Here is a 16378-nt window from a genome sequence, read left to right on the forward strand (position 1 = left end):
TCGTTCCTGACTATGAGGTCGGATCGGTCATGCCGAGCCGCTTGCGCGCGTTGGCGGCGGCACTCTGTTCGGCTTCGTAGGTTGCCGCTTCCAGTTCCTCGACCGCCTTGCGGTCGGCCTCGGACCAGTTGGAGCGGTCGTGGCCCGCGTCGTAATCGTCCGCGGCTGCGGCCGCCGCATCGGCGGCCGCGTCGACGGCATCGTCGGTATAGCTCCATTCGTCGCTGGCCGCGGCTTCGGTGGTCTCGACCGGCGCATTCCACGAATCGCGCGTTTCCTTGAGCGTCTTGACGTCGACCTTGAGCAGTTTGGCGAGCTTGCGCAGTTCGGCGTCGCTCAGGTCGGCCAGCGCGCGTTCCTTCGGCAGCTCCTTGAGCTGACCCTCGACCTGCGGCGCGCGGTCGATGACCTTGTCCGCCAGCGGCGGAACGGCCTTGATCATCGCCAGCATCACCTCCGGATCGGCCTGCAGTGCCATCCATTCGCGGGCATAGGCCTGGCCGGCGGGGGTGGCGAAGAAGGCGTTGAACTGGCCGAGCTGGTCGGCGGCGAAGGTGCGGGCATAGGCGCGCGCAAGCCCCGCGCGCATCGGCGGTTCGAGGTCGGCGAGCACCTCGCTGATCACCGGCTTGATGACGGCGGTCACCTGCTCTTCGCGCTGCTTGCGATGGGGGTCGAACAGGTCGGCGATCGCCTGCTTGCTCGGCGCGTCGAGCGCGGCGATCGTGTCGCTGTCGACGCCGGTCTTGATGCCGATCATCAGGTCCGACGCGCCGTCGACCTGCGCCATGATCGACTTGAAGACCTTGCCGTAGAGATTGTCGAGCATCCGCTCGAGGCTGCCCGCGGGAATCAGCGCGGCCGTCGTCTGCTGCGCGAGCGCGAGCTGCGCGGGGTCGATCGGCGGCAGCGTGTCGGTTGCGAATATCCTTTCGACGAGCGCGATGGCTTCGTCCATTTCCTTGCGCATCCGCGCCTTGGCATCGGCAAGGCTGCTTTCGCTCAGCATCGAATCGTCGGCGACGACCTCTGCCGCCGGCGCTTCCTCGGGTTCGGCCCAGGCGGGCGCGGCGGGGGACAGCAGCGCGACGGTGCCGGCGAGCGCCAGCGATTTCCAGCTCGACATGGTCATGATTCCTTCCTGTTGATCATGCCGCCTTCTTTTCGGTTTTTGCCTTGACCTTCAACCACTTTGCCATCTGTTCGCTGACGTCGCGGCCGTCGCGGATGCCCCAGACGACCAGGCTGGCGCCGCGCACGATGTCGCCCGCGGCGAACACGCCGGGCAGGCTGGTCATCATCGTCTGGTGATCGACGCGCAGCGTGCCCCAGCGCGTGACGCTGAGGTCGGGGGCGCCGAACAGGTGCGGCAGTTCCTCCGGGTCGAAACCGAGCGCCTTGATCACCATGTCGGCGGGTAGGTCGAAGCTGCGGCCCGGATCGGGCTCGGGGTTGCGGCGGCCGCTCGCGTCGGGCGCGCCGAGGCGCATGCCCTGCGCCGCGACCTGCCGGACCGCCTTGTCGGCGGTGAAGCGCTCGGGCGCCGCCAGCCACACGAACTCGACGCCTTCCTCCTCGGCATTGGCGACTTCGCGCTGCGAGCCCGGCATATTCTCCCGGTCGCGGCGATAGAGGCATTTGACCGACTTCGCGCCCTGGCGGATCGCGGTGCGAACGCAGTCCATCGCGGTGTCGCCGCCGCCGATGACGACGACATGCTTGCCCTCGGCATTCAGCCGCCCGTCGTCGAACGCGGGGACCGCATCGCCGAACCCCTTGCGGTTCGAGGCGATCAGATAGTCGAGCGCGGCGACCACGCCCTCGGCATCCTTGCCGGGGACGGCGATCTCGCGCGCCTTGTAGACGCCGGTCGCGATCAGCACCGCGTCGTGCCGCTGGCGCAGCGCGTCGAGCGTCGCGTCCCGGCCCACCTCGAACCCGGCGTGGAAGTGGATGCCGCTTTCGGCGAGCCGCTCGATGCGGCGCATCACCACCTCCTTCTCCAGCTTGAAGCCGGGAATGCCGTAGGTGAGCAGGCCGCCGGCGCGGTCGTGGCGGTCATAGACATGCACCTCGTGCCCCGCGACGCGCAGATATTCGGCGGCGGTCAGCCCGGCCGGGCCGGCGCCGACGATGCCCACCGACTGGCCCGTCGCCGGGCCCGCGCGGACCGGCTCGACCCAGCCCTCGGCCCAGGCGGTGTCGGTGATGTATTTCTCGACGCTGCCGATGGTCACAGCGCCGTGACCCGCGCTCTCGATCACGCAATTGCCTTCGCACAACCGGTCCTGCGGGCAGATGCGGCCGCAGATCTCGGGCATCGTCGAGGTCGCGTTCGACAGCTCGTACGCCTCGCGCAGCCGCCCCTCCGCGGTCAGGCGCAGCCATTCGGGGATGTGGTTGTGCAGCGGACAATGCACCGAGCAATAGGGCACGCCGCACTGCGAACAGCGCGCCGACTGATCGCGCGCATCGGGCGCGGCGTAGCGCTCGGCGATCTCGCGGAAATCGCGCGCGCGCTCCTCCGGCGAGCGCTTGTCGGGATAGGATTGGTCGTGCCCCACGAACTGGAGCATGCGATCGGCAGCCATGCATTTTTTCCCTTCGCTGCGAGGGCGGATGCAGGAGCGCCGAAAGGCTGTCATCAGGAAAAGCGGATTTAAGGCAGTAATACTGACCTTAAATCCGCTCAATTCTGGAAAGTCGCTTATCTCACGCAATCATCTTTCAAAATTAGTAAAATGTCGGACCTATCTTAGGGCCAGCCAGGCCAGCGCTGCGGCGCCGACGATGATTCGATACCAAGCGAAGGGGCCGAATCCGTATCGCGTCACGACGGCGAGGAAGGCCTTGATCACCGCCCAGGCGACGATGAAGGACACGAACGCGCCGAGCGCGATCAGGCCCAGGTCGTTCCGGGTGATCGATTCGTGATGCTTGGCAAGCTGCAGCACCGTCGCGCCGGTCAGCGTCGGCAGGGCGAGAAAGAAGCTGAACTCGGCGGCGGTCTTGCGGTCGATGCCGAGCGCCATCGCGCCCATGATCGTCGCGCCCGAGCGGCTGACCCCCGGGATCATCGCGATGCACTGGACAAGGCCGACGATGATCGACTGGCGCGTCGTCAGCGCCGCGACCCCGCCGCTGTCGACGGGTTTCGCGAACCGCTCGACGAGCAGGATGGCGAACCCGCCGATCACCAGCGCCCAGGCGACGACGACGGCGTTTTCGAGCAGCGCCTCGATATAGTCGCCGAACGCGAGCCCCAGGACGACCGCGGGCAGGAAGGCGAGCAGCAGGTTGCGCACGAAGGCGATCGCCACCGGGTCGCGCCGGAAGAAGCCGACGATCATCTCGCGGAACAACCGCCGGTAGAGGACGACGATCGCGAGGATCGCGCCCGGCTGGATCGCGATGTTGAACACCGCCCAGCGCGCCGCGTCATAGCCGAGCAGCTCGGTCGCGAGGATCAGGTGGCCGGTCGAGGAGACGGGCAGGAATTCGGTCAGCCCCTCGACGATGCCGAGGATGATCGCGGTCAGCCACAGGCTCATCGACGCTCTCCCGCCGGCGCGTGCCCAGGGGGAGGGGCAAGCGAGGGGGGAGGGGGAGCGAACGGCAAATCGGCTGGGGGCATGAACGATCCTGCGAAGCGAAGACGAATAGGCGAAGGGGCGGCCGGCTCGGTGCCGGACGCCCCTTTCCCTGACGGACCTACGCAGCGCGTGCGGATTTTTCCAGCCGCTATTTGAAAAGCGCGCGGCCGGGCGCGCCGGAGCGGGCGGTTAACGCGCCGCGGCCCCGGCAAAGCGGCCGTGGCGGCGATACTGGACGAGCCAGCCTTCGGCGACCGCGGCGAGCGACGTCGGCGTGATGCCGAGCTGCGCGAGCCCGGCGGCGCCGGGGGCGACGACATTGTCGACCTGCAGCATCCGCCACTGATCGCGGGTGATCGGCGCGCCGGGCAGCCAGCCCAGCCCGGCGGCGAGCGCCGCTGCGACGGCGTCGGGCATCTCGACGAACAGCCGCTTTCGTCCGGTCGCGGCGGCGATCCACTGCTGCAGCGCGGCCATCGTCAACACCTGCGGCCCGCCCAGTTCGAACAGGTCGCCAGCGGCCGGCGCGGCGAGCGCCGCGACCACCGCATCGGCGACATCGCCGACATAGACGGGCTGGAGCTTCGTTGCCGGCGCGATCACCGGGACGACCGGCGTCATGCGCATCAGCGCCGCGAAACGGTTGATGAACCGGTCCTCGCGCCCGAAGACGATCGACGGGCGCAGGATCGTCGCCTCGGGGAAGGCGGCGCGGACCGCGGCCTCGCCGTCGCCCTTGCTGCGGCCATAGGCCGAGGCGCTGTCGCGATCGGCGCCGATCGCCGAGACATGGGCGAAGGCGCGCGCGCCGGCGGCTTTCGCGGCGGCGGCGGCATGGCCGGCGCCCTCCGCCTGCACCGCGTGCATCGCGTCGAAGCTGCCGGCGAGGTTGACGACGGCGTCGCTGCCCTGGACCGCGCGCGCGACGCTCGCCGCATCGCGCACGTCGGCGGCGACGAACTGCGTCTGGCCCAGGCCGCCGAGCGGCTTCAGGAACACCGCCGCGCGCGGGTCGCGCTGCGCGACGCGCACCCGCGCGCCCAGCGTCAGCAGGCGTTGCACGACATAGCGGCCGACGAACCCGCCGCCGCCCAGCACCGTGATCAATTGTCCGTCGAGGTTGCGCATCGCGTCGCCCTGTATCCGATTCTCCACCGGCGCCGCGGCGCCGCTCGCGCTCCCATGCCGCGAAGCGCCCGCGGGGGCAAGGGCATGTGTCGCGGGCGGCGACGCAAATCCGCGCTTCGGCAAAATAATCGCGCCGCGCCCGTGCAGCGCGGTTGACAAGCGCCAGCCCCCGCCGCTAAGCGCCCGCTCCTACCCCGTGCCCAGATGGCGGAATTGGTAGACGCACCAGCTTCAGGTGCTGGCGATCGCAAGGTCGTGGAGGTTCGAGTCCTCTTCTGGGCACCATTTACCCGTCCGGTGACGTCCGTGAACGTCCCGTAAGTGACTGGGGCCAAAGCGTTTTTCCTGGTATCTTGTCCAACGTGGTTCGGGTGTGTCCGGCTACAGATACCCTCATTGTGAGGGTATCTGGAAGGTATGGGCCACCCGGTTTCGGATGGAGATACCCTCATGCCTCTGACGGCCATTGCGATCAAAAACGCCCGCCCTGGCGATAAAGCCTACAAGCTCCACGACGAACGCGCGCTCTATCTGCTGGTGACGCCCCAGGGCGGAAAATACTGGCGGATGAATTATCGCTATCTCGGCAAGGTCAAAACCCTGTCCTTCGGCGTATGGCCGGAGGTCAGCCTTGCCGACGCCCGCGACAAGCGGGACAAGGCGCGCGAGCAGCTCAAGGAAGGCTTCGACCCGAACGCGCAAAAGAAGCTCGCCCGCGTGCGCGCGGAGATCGACGCCGCCATCACCTTCAAGTCGGTCGCGGAGGAATGGCTGGTCAAGATCGAGCGCGAAGGCCGCGCGCCGGTCACGCTCGACAAGGTGCGCTGGCTGCTCGACATGGCTTACCCGCTGATTGGCGAGCGGCCCCTGAACAAGATCGAGGTTCAGGAAGTTCTCGCCGTGCTGCGCGTGCTGGAAGCGACCGGCCGATATGAAAGCGCCCGCCGTATGCGAAGCGTCATCAGCCGCATCTTCCGCTATGGCGTCGCAACCGGCCGGGCGCAGCACGACGTTGCTGCCGATCTGCGCGGCGCGATCATCGTTCCCAAGACCAAGCATTATGCCGCGCTCACTACTCCCAAGGATGCGGCCGACATCATGCGGGCAATCGAGCTTTCTTCCGGCCATGCGATCACCAGATTTGCCCTTCGCATGACGCCGCATGTGTTCGTTCGGCCCGGCGAATTGCGCCGGGCGGAATGGAGCGAGTTCGATTTCGACCGCGCCATCTGGTCGATCCCCGCCGAGAAGATGAAAATGCGCTGGCCGCATAAAGTGCCGCTTTCCCGGCAGGTTCTCGAAATCCTCGAAGAACTGCATCCGCTGACCGGCCACGGCCCCTATGTCTTTCCGGCCTTCCACACATGGAGGCGGCCCATGTCGGAAAACACCATCACCATCGCACTTCGCCGGATGGGCTATGCGAAGGAGCAAATGACGGCGCACGGCTTCCGGGCGATGGCCGCGACCTTGCTCAACGAAATGGGCATCTGGAACCCCGACGCCATCGAACGCCAGTTGGCGCACATGGAGAGCAACGGCGTGCGCCGCGCCTATGCCCGTGGCGAGTATTGGGAAGAGAGGGTGCGGATGATGCAGCACTGGTCCGACTATCTGGATGAACTGCGGGACGGCGGGAAAATCCTGAAACCGGATTTCAGCAGGCGTTTCCAGCGAGCAAGCTAGACGTTGGAACGGTTCGCGAGAGCCGGTCGAAAGCACGACAGCGGATCGACCGGCCGATTTCTCACTTGAACCATATAAGGTTCATGGACTATATAAGGTGCAGATATGGAGCAGTCGGCTCGGAAGATCGAACTGGTCTTCTACAGGACGCTGGCCGGTAACGAGCCGGTTCGGGATTGGCTATCAGGCTTGCCAATCGAGAATCGGCGGATTGTCGGCCAGGATTTGCAACGGGTGCAATATCGCTGGCCTGTGGGGATGCCCTTGGTCCGGCCGATGGGAAAAGGCTTGTTCGAGGTCCGCACGGACTTGCCGGACAAGACCATCGCCCGCGTGCTGTTCTGCTTCCATGACGGCGAACTCTATGCGTTGCACGGCTTCATCAAGAAAAGCCAGAAGACGCCGGAGCCGGATTTGAAATTGGCGCGCGAGCGCAAGAAGGAGGTCGAAAATGGCTGACAATCCGCACCGGGGATCGTCCCTCGACAGTTTCCTCGAAGAAGAAGGCGTGCTGCCGGAGTTTCAGGCCAAGGCCATCAAGGAAGTGATCGCATGGCAGCTTGCCGAGGCGATGCGTTCGCGCAACCTGAGCAAGAACCGGCTGGCCGCGATGATGAAAACCAGCCGCACGCAAGTCAACCGGCTGCTCGATCCCGACGACGGCAATGTGACCATCGAAACCCTGCAACGCGCGGCGGCGATCGTAGGCAGGCGCGTGGAATTGCAACTCGTCTGACTGCGATCGGGGATATTATCCGCCTACCAGCTTTTTGAGGCAGCGGTAGGGTATGAGCGTGGAGCGCCCAATCTTCACCGTCTCGATCTCGCCGGATTTAATCAGCTCGTAGAGGGTGGACCGGCCAATGCCCGTCAGCTTCACGGCCGTTGCGATGCGGACGCTGACCGGCTCCGCCGGCAGCTCCTTTTGAGCAGCAAGCGCTTCTTGCGCCCATTGCTTGCGTTCTTCGGGGGTCGGCCCGCGCGTCATCAGCGGTTCGCCCTCCTTGCATGGCGATAGCCATCAGGCTCGCCGTCCGTTTCGGAAGGCGGGTTCCATACCAGCCGCGCATCGTCGTTTTCTTCATTGAAGAACAGGACGGCCGACAGGGTGCCGGGAAGATCGTCGATCTTGACGCGCAGATAATCGCGCGGCGGATCGCTGCGGGACTTCTTCTCCCATGCGTCGCCCATCGCCTCCCTGCCAAGCATGACACGGAACGCTGGCGCGCTCTCACTCGTCCGGTCGTCATTGGGCACCAGACGAATCTTGCGCTGGATAGAGAGCGTGTTGATTTCGCCTTCCCAGCCCCCGTCCTTCGACCGCTTGAACCGGCCGATGATCCGTCGTTTCATCATAGCCGCGCCTCCGCTTCCTTGCGGGCCTTGGCAAAGGCGCGGTCACTGGCGAGGAAGGTTTCGAGCATCGCGGGAATGAGATCCGCAACCGTCGCGGCCTTGTCCTCGTAGGTGGTGCGATACAGGTGCAGATAGGCGCGCAGGTCGGCATCGAGGTCCGGGGTGACGGTGATCCCGATCTTGACCGGGGTGCGGTCGGGCAGCTTGGCGAGTTTCAGCATGGCGGCGTCTCCTTGTCAGCGGGCGCCGGCCCAGGGCCGCAGCACGATGTCCTTGTGGACGACAATGCGGAGCGGCCAGCCGGGGCGGACGGTGATGGTGGGCTGGATGTTGAGATTCTTCGAGACGATCTGCTGGCCTGCCTGACTGGCCGACTGCTGCGTGGACTGCCGGAGCGCGCGGACAAGATCGCTCTCATTGCCGCCGAACGACACTTCGGTGCCGACACCAAGCAGGGTGGAGAGCGCGACGCCTTTCAGAAGCTGCCAGGTGTGCAAATCCACCTTGTCGGCCAGCCCGGCATAGCCCGCGCTGTCGGTGGCGGGCAGATTGTCGATCTGGATGGACGAACCATCGGGCAAGATGATCCTCTGCCATACCAGCAAGGCACGGCGCTGGCCGAAGGCCACAACGCTGTCATAGCTGCCGATCAGCCGCGATCCTTGCGGGACCAGCAAGGTGCGGCCCGTCACCGTGTCATAGACCGGCTCCGTCACCTGCGCGATCACCATGCCGGGCAGGTCGGAGTTGAGGCCGGTAATCAGGCTGGCGGCGATGATGCTGCCTGCCATGAGCTGATGCGGGGATGCCGGGGTCTGGAGCGCATGGGCATTGTAGATGCCGCCTGATGCCTGCTGGCCCATGAAGTCCAGCTTGCGCTGCTGCGCATTCTGATCGCGCTCCGGGTCCAGCGCGAGACGGCCCGCCTGTCCGCTATCGGCTGCTGCTGCGGCGCCGGGCGCTGCTGCGCCATCGCCGCTCGCCGCCGGGACCGCCGCCGCTCGGCCGGACGATTGCACCATCACGCCCGCCTCGCGTGCCTGATGGGCCTGCGCGGCGATGCGCTGGCGCTCGGCTTCGGCGGCCTGTTCTTCCGGGGTCATGGCGGGCGGCGCGGCAGCGGGGTCGGTCGGAATGATCCCGCCGCCTTCGGCAAGCTCGCGCTGCCGTTCAAGGATCGGCCGCCCCAGGTCGCCGGGCAGCGGCGGCCCCAGCACGGGCACGCCGGGCGCAATCTCGCCATAGGTGCCAGGCAGGTTGGCGACGGCATCGGCGGGCGTGCGCCGGTCGGTGATCGCCTTGTCGTCGCCGGCCGCGACGATGTGAAGCGTCTTGGGGCCGAGCGCCATCCAGACGATACCGGCGATGGCGAGTGATCCCGCTGCCGCGCCGCCGATGATGACGCCGCGCCGGAAGCGCACCACGCGGCGGGGATTGGCGCGCAAGGTCAACGCTTCCGGACTGACCTTGCGAGAGGCGGCACGGGGCGGAACGTCCTGCCCGGCTTCGGGAGGTGTTTCGGGCGCGACGGGTTCGACGGGAGGCTCGCTCATTTCCGCGCCCTCCGGTTCTGGCCGTCGGTGCGGCTGATCCGCACAACCGACTGAGGATTCTCTCCCAACCGCAGTTCGGCCGCGCCGAACAGGCGATCGACGATATAATGGTTGCCACTCACCCGGTAGTTGACCAACTGGCTCTGACCCAGCGGGCCGACGACGAACAGCGGCGGGGCTTCGCCCTGATCGAGCCGCGCGGGGAACTCGATATAGACCTTGTTCCCATCGTCCCATGCCCGGAGCGGTCGCCATGGCGGATTGTCGCCGGTGATCGCGTAGCGGAAGCGCAGATTGGTGAGCGCGACATTCTCCGCGACCGGCCGGGCTTCCTCGGCGCGGGCGTTCTGCCGCCGGAGAGCCACAAGCCGGTCCTGCGGATAGGTCCAGCTAATTGCCGCCATCGCCGTGCGGTCGGTGCTTTCGAGCGCCAGATGATAGGCGCGGCGGTCGGTGGTGATGACCATGTTCGTCACCAGCCCGGCCGCAAAGGGTTTCACCAGCACATGCACGCGTGCCTCGTCGCCCGCGCCGCTCGTCGTATCGCCAATGACCCAGCGCACGGTGTCACCGGCGGACACCGCAACCAGCCGTTCGCCGGGCTGGAGCGCAATGTCGCTCACCCGTTCGGGTGCGGCATAAAGACGATAGAGCGCGCCTTCGGTCCACGGATAGACTTGCACGGCATTGAGATAGCCCGCGCTCGACGGTTCGCGCGTGGCGGCGCGGTTGGCGGCTTCCACCCGCGCGGTCGGCAAGTTCGTATCCTTCCTGACGGATGGACGCGGGAGAAGCTGGCCCGGAAGTGGCAGAGGCACCGGCGTTTCGACGATTTCGACCGGCCGGGGCGGCTCGGCCTCCAGCGTGGCGGGCTGGAACTGCGCGGCATCGAGCGCAAGGGCGGGCGGCGGGGTCGTGCCCGCGCAGGCGGCAAGCGCCAGCATCGGCAGGCAGAGGACAGGATGGCGGATCATGGACGGGTTCCTTTCTGTGCGGGAGCAGCCGGGCTGGCGGGAGCCGGGGCCGTTTCGGTCGCGGTCGGTTGGGATAGAGCGGGTTCCGGCGCGGCGGCCGGGATCGTCGGCGCGGCCATTGGCGCTGGGATCGCGGCCGGAGCGGCGGCGGGCTGTCCCTGCTGCGGGATGCCGCGCTGGCCCGTCTGCGAGGGTTGCCCCTCCAGCTCGCGCGCCCAGTCGATCGCGTTGACGAACAGGCCCAAGGGGTTTTTGCGGAGCGCGTCGGCTGTCTTGGGCGGCTGCATCACCACGGTCAGCATGGCGGTCCAGCGTTCGGTTTTCGCAAGACTGCCGCGCTCGAAAATACTCTCCGTCCATTTGACCTGAAAGCTGGTGTCGGACGCGCGGACCACGCTCGTCACCTGCACCGACACGCTGCGCTGGCCGATGCCCGCAAAGGGATCGTTGGCGCGGGCATATTCGTTGAGGAAGATCGCGGCGCGGTCGCTGGCGAAGTCGTAGGCGTCGAGCCAGTTGCGCTTGACCAGCACCGGGTCGGTGGAGACGGAACGCACGTTGGAGATGAAGCGCCCCAAATGCCATGCGATCTGGCCGTCCGTCGGCTGATAGTTCTGGATCGCGGGCGCGACGCTGCGGGCTTCGCCCAGGCGGTCCACCTCGACCACATAGGGCGCGACGCGGCTCTGCATCGACTGCCACACGTTCGATGCGATCAACACGCCGGTCAGGCCGAGGCAACCGAAGGCGACAAGCCGCCAGTTCCTTGCCTGCACGCGGGCGGAACCGATGCGCTCGTCCCATAGCTGGCCCGCGCGCTGATAGGGGGTTTCGGGCTGCGGGGTCTGCCCGTAACGCTGGATGGATCGCTTGAAGATCATGGAAGGTTACTCCTTGTCACTGAGGTCGGGATTGGCGGCAGAACCGGGCCGGTCGCCGTCCTTGATGGTCTGCGCGGCGATGTGCCGGTGATGGCGGGCGGTCTGTTCTGAGCGGAGCTTCTGCGCCCATTGCGGCGCTGCTGCTCCCGAAGCATGCGCGGCCGTGCCTGTGCCGGGAGCGGAACTGGCGGCTGCGCCCGCGCCGGTCCCTTTGGGTCCAGCGCCGGGCATCAGGGCATCCATGTTCATCGCGGCCCACGCGGCGGCACGGCCCCGGCCGGCGTCGGCCTGAAATCCTGATTTGACGCTTGCAGACGCCGCCTGCATTTTCTGTCCGGTCGCATTGCGCGCAGCCGAGGCGACGCCGCCAAGGCCAGCCTTTACGCCCCCGCCTCCGGCCTGTCCGATCTGATAAGCGGTCTGCGCGGCCGAACCCATCGCGGTGCCGGCCCGGATGGCGGACATGCCGCCGCGCCCCGCCATCATCGCGCTGCGTGCGCCGAGCATGGCGGCCCCGCCGGTCATAATCGCCGCGCCGGCTGCGGTGCCAACCGCCGCGCCCGCACCAAGCTGCGGAGCGCCGGAAACGAGGCCGGAGGCGATACCGGGACCGAAGATGCCAAGGCCCATCAGCGACAGCGCGCCGAGCAGCAGCGTCATGGCGTCGGACGTGTCGGGATCGGAGCCGATCAGTCCGGCCAGTTCGGTGAAGAAGTTGGCGCCGATGCCGACGATCACCGCCAGCACCATCACCTTGATGCCCGATGATATGACGTTCCCCAGCACCCGTTCGGCCAGAAAGCTCGACTTGTTCCACAACGAAAAGGGAACCAGCACGAAGCCCGCCAGCGTGGTCAGCTTGAACTCAAGGATCGTGATGAAAAGCTGGATGGCGAGGATGAAGAAGGCCAGCACCACGAGGAACCAGGCGATCAGCAGCACCGCGATATTGAGGAAGTTGCCGAAGAACTCCGGGAACCCCAGCATGTCCTTGACCACATCCAGCATCGGATGGGCAGCCTCGAAACCCGCGCCCGCAATCTTGCCGGGCTTGAGCAGGTCGTCGGCAACCATGCCGCCGCCGCCCGCCGTGACGCCCAGCCCGGCGAAGCTGCGATAGATGATGTCGGCAAGACCGGAAAAATTGCCGATGATGAAAGCGAAGGCTCCAACATAGAGCACCTTCTTGACCAGCTTGCCCAGCACGTCCTGATCGCTGTCCATCGCCCACCAGAGCGCGGCCAGCGTCACGTCGATGCCGATCAGGACGGTGGTGAGGAACGCGACATCGCCGGACAGCAAGCCGAAGCCGCTGTCGATGTAGCGGATGAAGCTGTCGAGAAAGCCGTCGATGATATTGAGATCAGGGTCCATTGGGAGCCTCGCCTTCGGACAGGGGGCCGCCGCTTATCGCGGCGTGTAAGCGTGGGCCGATCCGACGAACCGGCTCGTGCGCTCGCGGGCGGCTTCGAGTCCCTGCTGCTGGCGGGCGCGCTCGATCGCGTCGGCGCGATATTGCGTCGCCATCATCTGCTGGATTTGAAGCTGCTGCTTCGTGCTGAGCGCAATGAGCTGGTTGGTGGCCTGTTGCGCCTGCAAGCTGCCGGTCGCGGACTGGCTCTGCGATACGAGGTCGGCCAGCAAGCCGGCGTCGGCCTGCACATTCTCGATCACCTGCGATTGCACGCGCATGGTCTGCCGGTAGGCTTTCATGCTCGCCTGCAACCGGGTCCGGGCCTGCGCGATGATCTGGCTGGTGGAGAGCGCCCGGTCGAACTCGGCCGGAAACTGCTGACGCAACGCCGCGTCGGTCGATTCCAGGTCGAAGGCGATGCCCTCGGCCTGCATCATCAGCGTGTCGATCCGCTGCATCGATCGGGTGATCTGGGAGAGCGAGGAGAAGTCGAGCCGCTGGAGATGCTTCGCCATATTGGTCAGCATCGTCGCCTGATTCTGCAAGCTGGCGATCTGGTTGTTGATCTGCGTGAGCGTGCGTGCCGCCGTCAGGACGTTCTGCGCGTAGTTCGATGGGTCGAACACCGTGATCGCGTGGGCCGGGGCGAGCGGCACGATGGCCGTTGCCATGACGGACGTGACCGCAAGGCACGCGGCGAGGAATCGGGATTTCATAGGGAAGTCTCCTTCTGCTGGGGGTTGGGAAAGTCGGGGAGCAGGGCGGCGGCCCAGGACAGGCCGCGCGCTGCGAGGAAGGCCGCGGCGAAGTCCTCCGGCCCCTGTTCGGCCAACAGCCGGTCGATCAGACTTTGGGTGTCGGGATCGGATGCGCCGCATAGGCTGAGCGCGATCGGGCCAAGCGCCAGCTCGATCAGCCGGTTGCCGCGCCGGGATTGCAGATAATAATGCCGCTTGGGCGTGGCGCGGGCGATCAGCTCAATCTGGCGTTCGTTGAGGCCGAAGCGTTCGTAAGCGGCGCGGCCCTGCGGCTCGATGGCGCGGTCATTGGCGAGGAAGATGCGCTGGGGGCAGGATTCGATGATCGCCGGGGCAATGCTGCTGTCGGCAATGTCCGCGAGCGACTGCGTGGCGAATATGACGCTGACGTTCTTCTTGCGGAGAACCTTCAGCCATTCGCGGATGCGAGCAGCGAACAGCGGATTGTCGAGGAACACCCAGGCTTCATCGAGAATGAGCAGCGACGGCCGCCCGTCGAAGCGTTCTTCGAGTCGGTGGAACAGATAGGTCAGCACCGGCGGCACGACGCTGGCCGTGTGCATCAGCGTCTCCGTCTCGAAGCATTGCACGTCGGACAGCGCCAGATGGTTCTCGGCGGCATCGAGCAGGCGGCCGAACGGCCCTTCGAGCGTGTAGGGCATCAGCGCGGCCTTGAGCGCGTTGGACTGCAAGAGAACCGAAAACCCGGTCAGCGTGCGTTCCTCCGGCGGCGCGCTGGCGAGGCTGGTGAGCGCGGACCAGAGCGCGTCCTTGACCTCCGGGGTTACGTCCACGCGCTCATCGGCAAAGCGCGCCGCGATCCAGTCGGCCGCCCATGCCCGCTCGGCATCGTCGTCGATGTTCCGCAAGGGCTGAAACGCCAGCGCGTCGCTCTCGCCAAGGGCGTGATGCTCGCCGCCCATCGCCAAGACAGCAGCGCGGGCGGACAGTCCCTTGTCGAAGATATAGACCTGCGCGCCCGGATAGCGGCGGAACTGGAGCGCCAGCAATGCCAGCAGGACGGACTTGCCCGCCCCGGTCGGCCCGACAATCAGCATATGCCCCACGTCGCCAACATGAGTGGAGAGGCGGAATGGCGTCGATCCGCTCGTCTCCGCATAAAGCAGCGGCGGGCCGGCAAGATGCTCGTTGCGCGCCGGGCCTGCCCAGACCGACGATAGCGGCATCAGATGCGCGAGGTTCAGCGTATGGACCAGCGGTTGCCGGACATTGGCGTAAACATGGCCGGGCAGAGATCCCAGCCAGGCTTCGACCGCGTTCACGCTCTCACGGATACAGGTGAAGCCAAGGCCGTTGACGATCCGCTCGACGATACGGACCTTCTCATCGGCGGCGGCGCGGTCCTCGTCGCTGACCGTGATCGTCGCGGTATGATAGCCGAAGGCGACGTGATCCCCGCCAAGCGCCTGCAAGGCGAGATCGGCGTCGGCCACCTTGTTGTCGGCATCGCTGTCGGTCAGGGCTACCTGCTCGTTCATCATTACTTCGCGCATCAACTGCGCGATGGACTTGCGCTTGTTGAACCACTGGCGGCGGATGCCGGTCAGCGCCTTGTTGGCGGTGGTCTTGTCGAGCGCGATGAAGCGGGTCGCCCAGCGATAGGCGAAGTCCTGATGGTTCAAGGCATCGAGGATGCCAGGCCGGGTGGCGCCCGGAAAACCCAGCACCGTCACCGTGCGAAGATGGCTGTCGCCCAGCATCGGTTCGATGCCGCCCGATAGCGGCGTATCGACCAATAGCCCGTCGAGATACATCGGCGTTTCCGGCACCGCGACGGGGTGGCGTTTTGGCGAAACGCAGCCGTGGAGAAAGGTCAGCGTCGCGGCATCGTCCAGCGCCGCGACCTCCGGCATGATGCCGGTCAGAAGATCCGCTATCCGGTCCGTCTCTGCGATGAAGGCGCGCAGTTCGGTGCGCCAGTCGCGGTCCTGCTGCGGAACGTCGCGTTCCAGCAAGGCGCGCTCGGCGCGGCTGACCTGATCGGCGGGCGGCAGGTAACAAAGGGTCAGGTGATAGCGGCTCTCGAAATGCTGGCCCTTGCGCCCGTCGAAATGCGCACGGCGTTCCTCGTCCACCAGCCACGATGCCGGGTCGGGAAAGCTGCTGTCGGGATAGCCCAAGGCTTCGATGCGCTCGGCGTCGAAGAACAAGGCCCAACCCGATCCCAGACGGCGCAGCGCATTGTTGGCGCGGGCGCAGACCGAAATCAGTTCGGCTTCGGCGGCGGACTCAAGGTCCGGTCCCCGGAACCGGAAGGTTCGCTGAAAGCTGCCGTCCTTGTTCAAGACGACGCCGGGAGCCACCAGCGCGGCCCAGGGGAGATGATCGGCCAGCCGGTCGGCCAGCCCGCGATATTCACGCAGGTTCAGCATGTGAGATAGACTTTCTGCCGGAGGTGACGGGCGAGGACGGGCGCGAAATCGGGGTCGCGCTTGGCGGCGAACACCGCGAGGCTGTGCCCGGCGAGCCAGAGCAGCAGCCCGGCGATCCATTGCTGGAGGCCCAGCCCCATCGCGGCGGCGAGCGTGCCGTTCAGAATGGCGATCCCGCGCGGCGCACCGCCCAACAGGATCGGCTCGGTAAGCGCGCGATGCAGCGGGACTTCAAAGCCCTCGACCTCGCCGCCGGCCGCGATGGAGCTGATGCCGCTCATGCGATCAAGGCTCCGCCGCCAAAGCTGAAAAAGGACAGGAAGAAGCTGGATGCGGCGAAGGCGATGGAGAGGCCGAACACAATCTGGATCAGCTTGCGGAACCCGCCCGACGTTTCACCGAAGGCCAGCGCCAGGCCGGTGGTGATAATGATGATGACGGCGACGATCTTGGCGACCGGGCCTTGGACCGATTCCAGAATCTGTTGCAGCGGTTCTTCCCACGGCATACCGGACCCGGCGGCATGGGCCGTCGCGGCAAGGCCGAGAACGATGCCAAGGTTGAGGCTGACGGCCGCCAGCTTGCGAAGATGGGGGGAACGTGCCCGCGCCTTGACGATGGCGGGATGGGTGACGTGCATGG

At 66.4% G+C, this 16378-nt stretch carries 18 protein-coding genes and 1 tRNA gene; 4 read left to right on the top strand and 15 right to left on the bottom strand.

The annotated features are described in order from the left end of the window. Nucleotides 1-10: 10 nt before the first annotated feature. From AC2S9W_RS09050 to AC2S9W_RS09065, 4 genes are all read right to left on the bottom strand, one after another. Entirely contained in the window at nucleotides 11-1132 is a 1122-nt protein-coding gene (locus AC2S9W_RS09050; protein WP_067105876.1) for a DUF2059 domain-containing protein, read from the bottom strand. Nucleotides 1133-1148: 16 nt separating this feature from the next. Further along, nucleotides 1149-2591 (bottom strand): NAD(P)-dependent oxidoreductase, encoded by a 1443-nt coding sequence (locus tag AC2S9W_RS09055; RefSeq protein WP_067105878.1) that lies wholly within the window; start codon nucleotides 2589-2591, stop codon nucleotides 1149-1151. Between the two features lie 159 nt (nucleotides 2592-2750). After that, a complete protein-coding gene (locus AC2S9W_RS09060; protein ID WP_076074665.1) occupies nucleotides 2751-3551 on the bottom strand; it encodes an undecaprenyl-diphosphate phosphatase in 801 nt (266 codons plus the stop codon). A 231-nt stretch (nucleotides 3552-3782) separates the two neighbouring features. Continuing rightward, complete coding sequence (locus tag AC2S9W_RS09065) at nucleotides 3783-4721, bottom strand: complex I NDUFA9 subunit family protein (protein ID WP_076077685.1); 939 nt, start codon at nucleotides 4719-4721, stop codon at nucleotides 3783-3785. 198 nt (nucleotides 4722-4919) lie between these two features. On the opposite strand from AC2S9W_RS09065, the gene AC2S9W_RS09070 reads away from it, so the two are divergent. The 4 genes from AC2S9W_RS09070 (at nucleotide 4920) to AC2S9W_RS09085 (ending at nucleotide 7143) form a co-directional block, all read left to right on the top strand. Further along, nucleotides 4920-5006 (top strand) — tRNA-Leu (locus AC2S9W_RS09070). Between the two features lie 132 nt (nucleotides 5007-5138). Beyond that, nucleotides 5139-6407: a tyrosine-type recombinase/integrase gene (locus tag AC2S9W_RS09075; RefSeq protein ID WP_486571961.1), complete on the top strand. Its 1269-nt coding sequence runs from the start codon at nucleotides 5139-5141 to the stop codon at nucleotides 6405-6407. Nucleotides 6408-6512: 105 nt separating this feature from the next. Then, a complete protein-coding gene (locus tag AC2S9W_RS09080) occupies nucleotides 6513-6866 on the top strand; it encodes a type II toxin-antitoxin system RelE/ParE family toxin (RefSeq protein WP_486571962.1) in 354 nt (117 codons plus the stop codon). Further along, nucleotides 6859-7143 (top strand): Fis family transcriptional regulator, encoded by a 285-nt coding sequence (locus tag AC2S9W_RS09085; RefSeq protein WP_486571963.1) that lies wholly within the window; start codon nucleotides 6859-6861, stop codon nucleotides 7141-7143. The genes AC2S9W_RS09080 and AC2S9W_RS09085 overlap by 8 nt, the downstream gene beginning before the upstream one ends. Before the next feature lie 15 nt (nucleotides 7144-7158). Here AC2S9W_RS09085 and AC2S9W_RS09090 read toward each other — a convergent pair whose 3' ends face one another. From AC2S9W_RS09090 to AC2S9W_RS09140, 11 genes are read right to left on the bottom strand one after another with little or no spacing between them, the layout of a single operon-like run. Beyond that, entirely contained in the window at nucleotides 7159-7395 is a 237-nt protein-coding gene (locus AC2S9W_RS09090) for a helix-turn-helix domain-containing protein (RefSeq protein ID WP_486571964.1), read from the bottom strand. Continuing rightward, complete coding sequence (locus AC2S9W_RS09095) at nucleotides 7395-7760, bottom strand: DUF736 domain-containing protein (RefSeq protein WP_486571965.1); 366 nt, start codon at nucleotides 7758-7760, stop codon at nucleotides 7395-7397. Before AC2S9W_RS09095 ends, AC2S9W_RS09090 begins: the two co-directional genes overlap by 1 nt. Further along, nucleotides 7760-7984: a DUF2274 domain-containing protein gene (locus AC2S9W_RS09100; RefSeq protein ID WP_486571966.1), complete on the bottom strand. Its 225-nt coding sequence runs from the start codon at nucleotides 7982-7984 to the stop codon at nucleotides 7760-7762. Before AC2S9W_RS09100 ends, AC2S9W_RS09095 begins: the two co-directional genes overlap by 1 nt. A gap of 15 nt (nucleotides 7985-7999) precedes the next feature. Next, entirely contained in the window at nucleotides 8000-9316 is a 1317-nt protein-coding gene (locus AC2S9W_RS09105) for a TraB/TrbI/VirB10 family type IV secretion system protein (RefSeq protein WP_486571967.1), read from the bottom strand. After that, entirely contained in the window at nucleotides 9313-10290 is a 978-nt protein-coding gene (gene trbG / locus AC2S9W_RS09110) for a P-type conjugative transfer protein TrbG (protein WP_486571968.1), read from the bottom strand. Before trbG ends, AC2S9W_RS09105 begins: the two co-directional genes overlap by 4 nt. Next, on the bottom strand, nucleotides 10287-11171 hold the full coding sequence (gene trbF, locus AC2S9W_RS09115; RefSeq protein ID WP_486571969.1) for a conjugal transfer protein TrbF: 885 nt from the start codon (nucleotides 11169-11171) through the stop codon (nucleotides 10287-10289). Before trbF ends, trbG begins: the two co-directional genes overlap by 4 nt. A gap of 6 nt (nucleotides 11172-11177) precedes the next feature. Then, complete coding sequence (gene trbL, locus AC2S9W_RS09120) at nucleotides 11178-12545, bottom strand: P-type conjugative transfer protein TrbL (RefSeq protein WP_486571970.1); 1368 nt, start codon at nucleotides 12543-12545, stop codon at nucleotides 11178-11180. A 33-nt stretch (nucleotides 12546-12578) separates the two neighbouring features. Next, the gene (trbJ, locus tag AC2S9W_RS09125; RefSeq protein ID WP_486571971.1) at nucleotides 12579-13301 is read right to left on the bottom strand and encodes a P-type conjugative transfer protein TrbJ; all 723 of its coding nucleotides are present in this window, start codon (nucleotides 13299-13301) and stop codon (nucleotides 12579-12581) included. Beyond that, nucleotides 13298-15736 (bottom strand): conjugal transfer protein TrbE, encoded by a 2439-nt coding sequence (gene trbE / locus AC2S9W_RS09130; RefSeq protein WP_486571972.1) that lies wholly within the window; start codon nucleotides 15734-15736, stop codon nucleotides 13298-13300. Before trbE ends, trbJ begins: the two co-directional genes overlap by 4 nt. After that, on the bottom strand, nucleotides 15730-16017 hold the full coding sequence (locus tag AC2S9W_RS09135) for a VirB3 family type IV secretion system protein (protein WP_486571973.1): 288 nt from the start codon (nucleotides 16015-16017) through the stop codon (nucleotides 15730-15732). The genes trbE and AC2S9W_RS09135 overlap by 7 nt, the downstream gene beginning before the upstream one ends. Next, nucleotides 16014-16376 carry a TrbC/VirB2 family type IV secretion system protein gene (locus AC2S9W_RS09140; protein ID WP_486571974.1) on the bottom strand — a complete coding sequence of 121 codons (363 nt, stop codon included), beginning with the start codon at nucleotides 16374-16376 and terminating at the stop codon, nucleotides 16014-16016. Before AC2S9W_RS09140 ends, AC2S9W_RS09135 begins: the two co-directional genes overlap by 4 nt. Between the last annotated feature and the right edge of the window lie 2 nt (nucleotides 16377-16378).

It is taken from the genome of Sphingopyxis sp. 550B, from assembly GCF_057401805.1.

Bases quoted from the DNA above. Each gene is read 5' to 3' on its own strand.
- AC2S9W_RS09050 (WP_067105876.1), bottom strand. From the start codon at position 1,132: ATGACCATGTCGAGCTGGAAATCGCTGGCGCTCGCCGGCACCGTCGCG.
- AC2S9W_RS09055 (WP_067105878.1), bottom strand. From the start codon at position 2,591: ATGGCTGCCGATCGCATGCTCCAGTTCGTGGGGCACGACCAATCCTAT.
- AC2S9W_RS09060 (WP_076074665.1), bottom strand. From the start codon at position 3,551: ATGAGCCTGTGGCTGACCGCGATCATCCTCGGCATCGTCGAGGGGCTG.
- AC2S9W_RS09065 (WP_076077685.1), bottom strand. From the start codon at position 4,721: ATGCGCAACCTCGACGGACAATTGATCACGGTGCTGGGCGGCGGCGGG.
- AC2S9W_RS09075 (WP_486571961.1), top strand. From the start codon at position 5,139: ATGGGCCACCCGGTTTCGGATGGAGATACCCTCATGCCTCTGACGGCC.
- AC2S9W_RS09080 (WP_486571962.1), top strand. From the start codon at position 6,513: ATGGAGCAGTCGGCTCGGAAGATCGAACTGGTCTTCTACAGGACGCTG.
- AC2S9W_RS09085 (WP_486571963.1), top strand. From the start codon at position 6,859: ATGGCTGACAATCCGCACCGGGGATCGTCCCTCGACAGTTTCCTCGAA.
- AC2S9W_RS09090 (WP_486571964.1), bottom strand. From the start codon at position 7,395: ATGACGCGCGGGCCGACCCCCGAAGAACGCAAGCAATGGGCGCAAGAA.
- AC2S9W_RS09095 (WP_486571965.1), bottom strand. From the start codon at position 7,760: ATGAAACGACGGATCATCGGCCGGTTCAAGCGGTCGAAGGACGGGGGC.
- AC2S9W_RS09100 (WP_486571966.1), bottom strand. From the start codon at position 7,984: ATGCTGAAACTCGCCAAGCTGCCCGACCGCACCCCGGTCAAGATCGGG.
- AC2S9W_RS09105 (WP_486571967.1), bottom strand. From the start codon at position 9,316: ATGAGCGAGCCTCCCGTCGAACCCGTCGCGCCCGAAACACCTCCCGAA.
- trbG (WP_486571968.1), bottom strand. From the start codon at position 10,290: ATGATCCGCCATCCTGTCCTCTGCCTGCCGATGCTGGCGCTTGCCGCC.
- trbF (WP_486571969.1), bottom strand. From the start codon at position 11,171: ATGATCTTCAAGCGATCCATCCAGCGTTACGGGCAGACCCCGCAGCCC.
- trbL (WP_486571970.1), bottom strand. From the start codon at position 12,545: ATGGACCCTGATCTCAATATCATCGACGGCTTTCTCGACAGCTTCATC.
- trbJ (WP_486571971.1), bottom strand. From the start codon at position 13,301: ATGAAATCCCGATTCCTCGCCGCGTGCCTTGCGGTCACGTCCGTCATG.
- trbE (WP_486571972.1), bottom strand. From the start codon at position 15,736: ATGCTGAACCTGCGTGAATATCGCGGGCTGGCCGACCGGCTGGCCGAT.
- AC2S9W_RS09135 (WP_486571973.1), bottom strand. From the start codon at position 16,017: ATGAGCGGCATCAGCTCCATCGCGGCCGGCGGCGAGGTCGAGGGCTTT.
- AC2S9W_RS09140 (WP_486571974.1), bottom strand. From the start codon at position 16,376: ATGCACGTCACCCATCCCGCCATCGTCAAGGCGCGGGCACGTTCCCCC.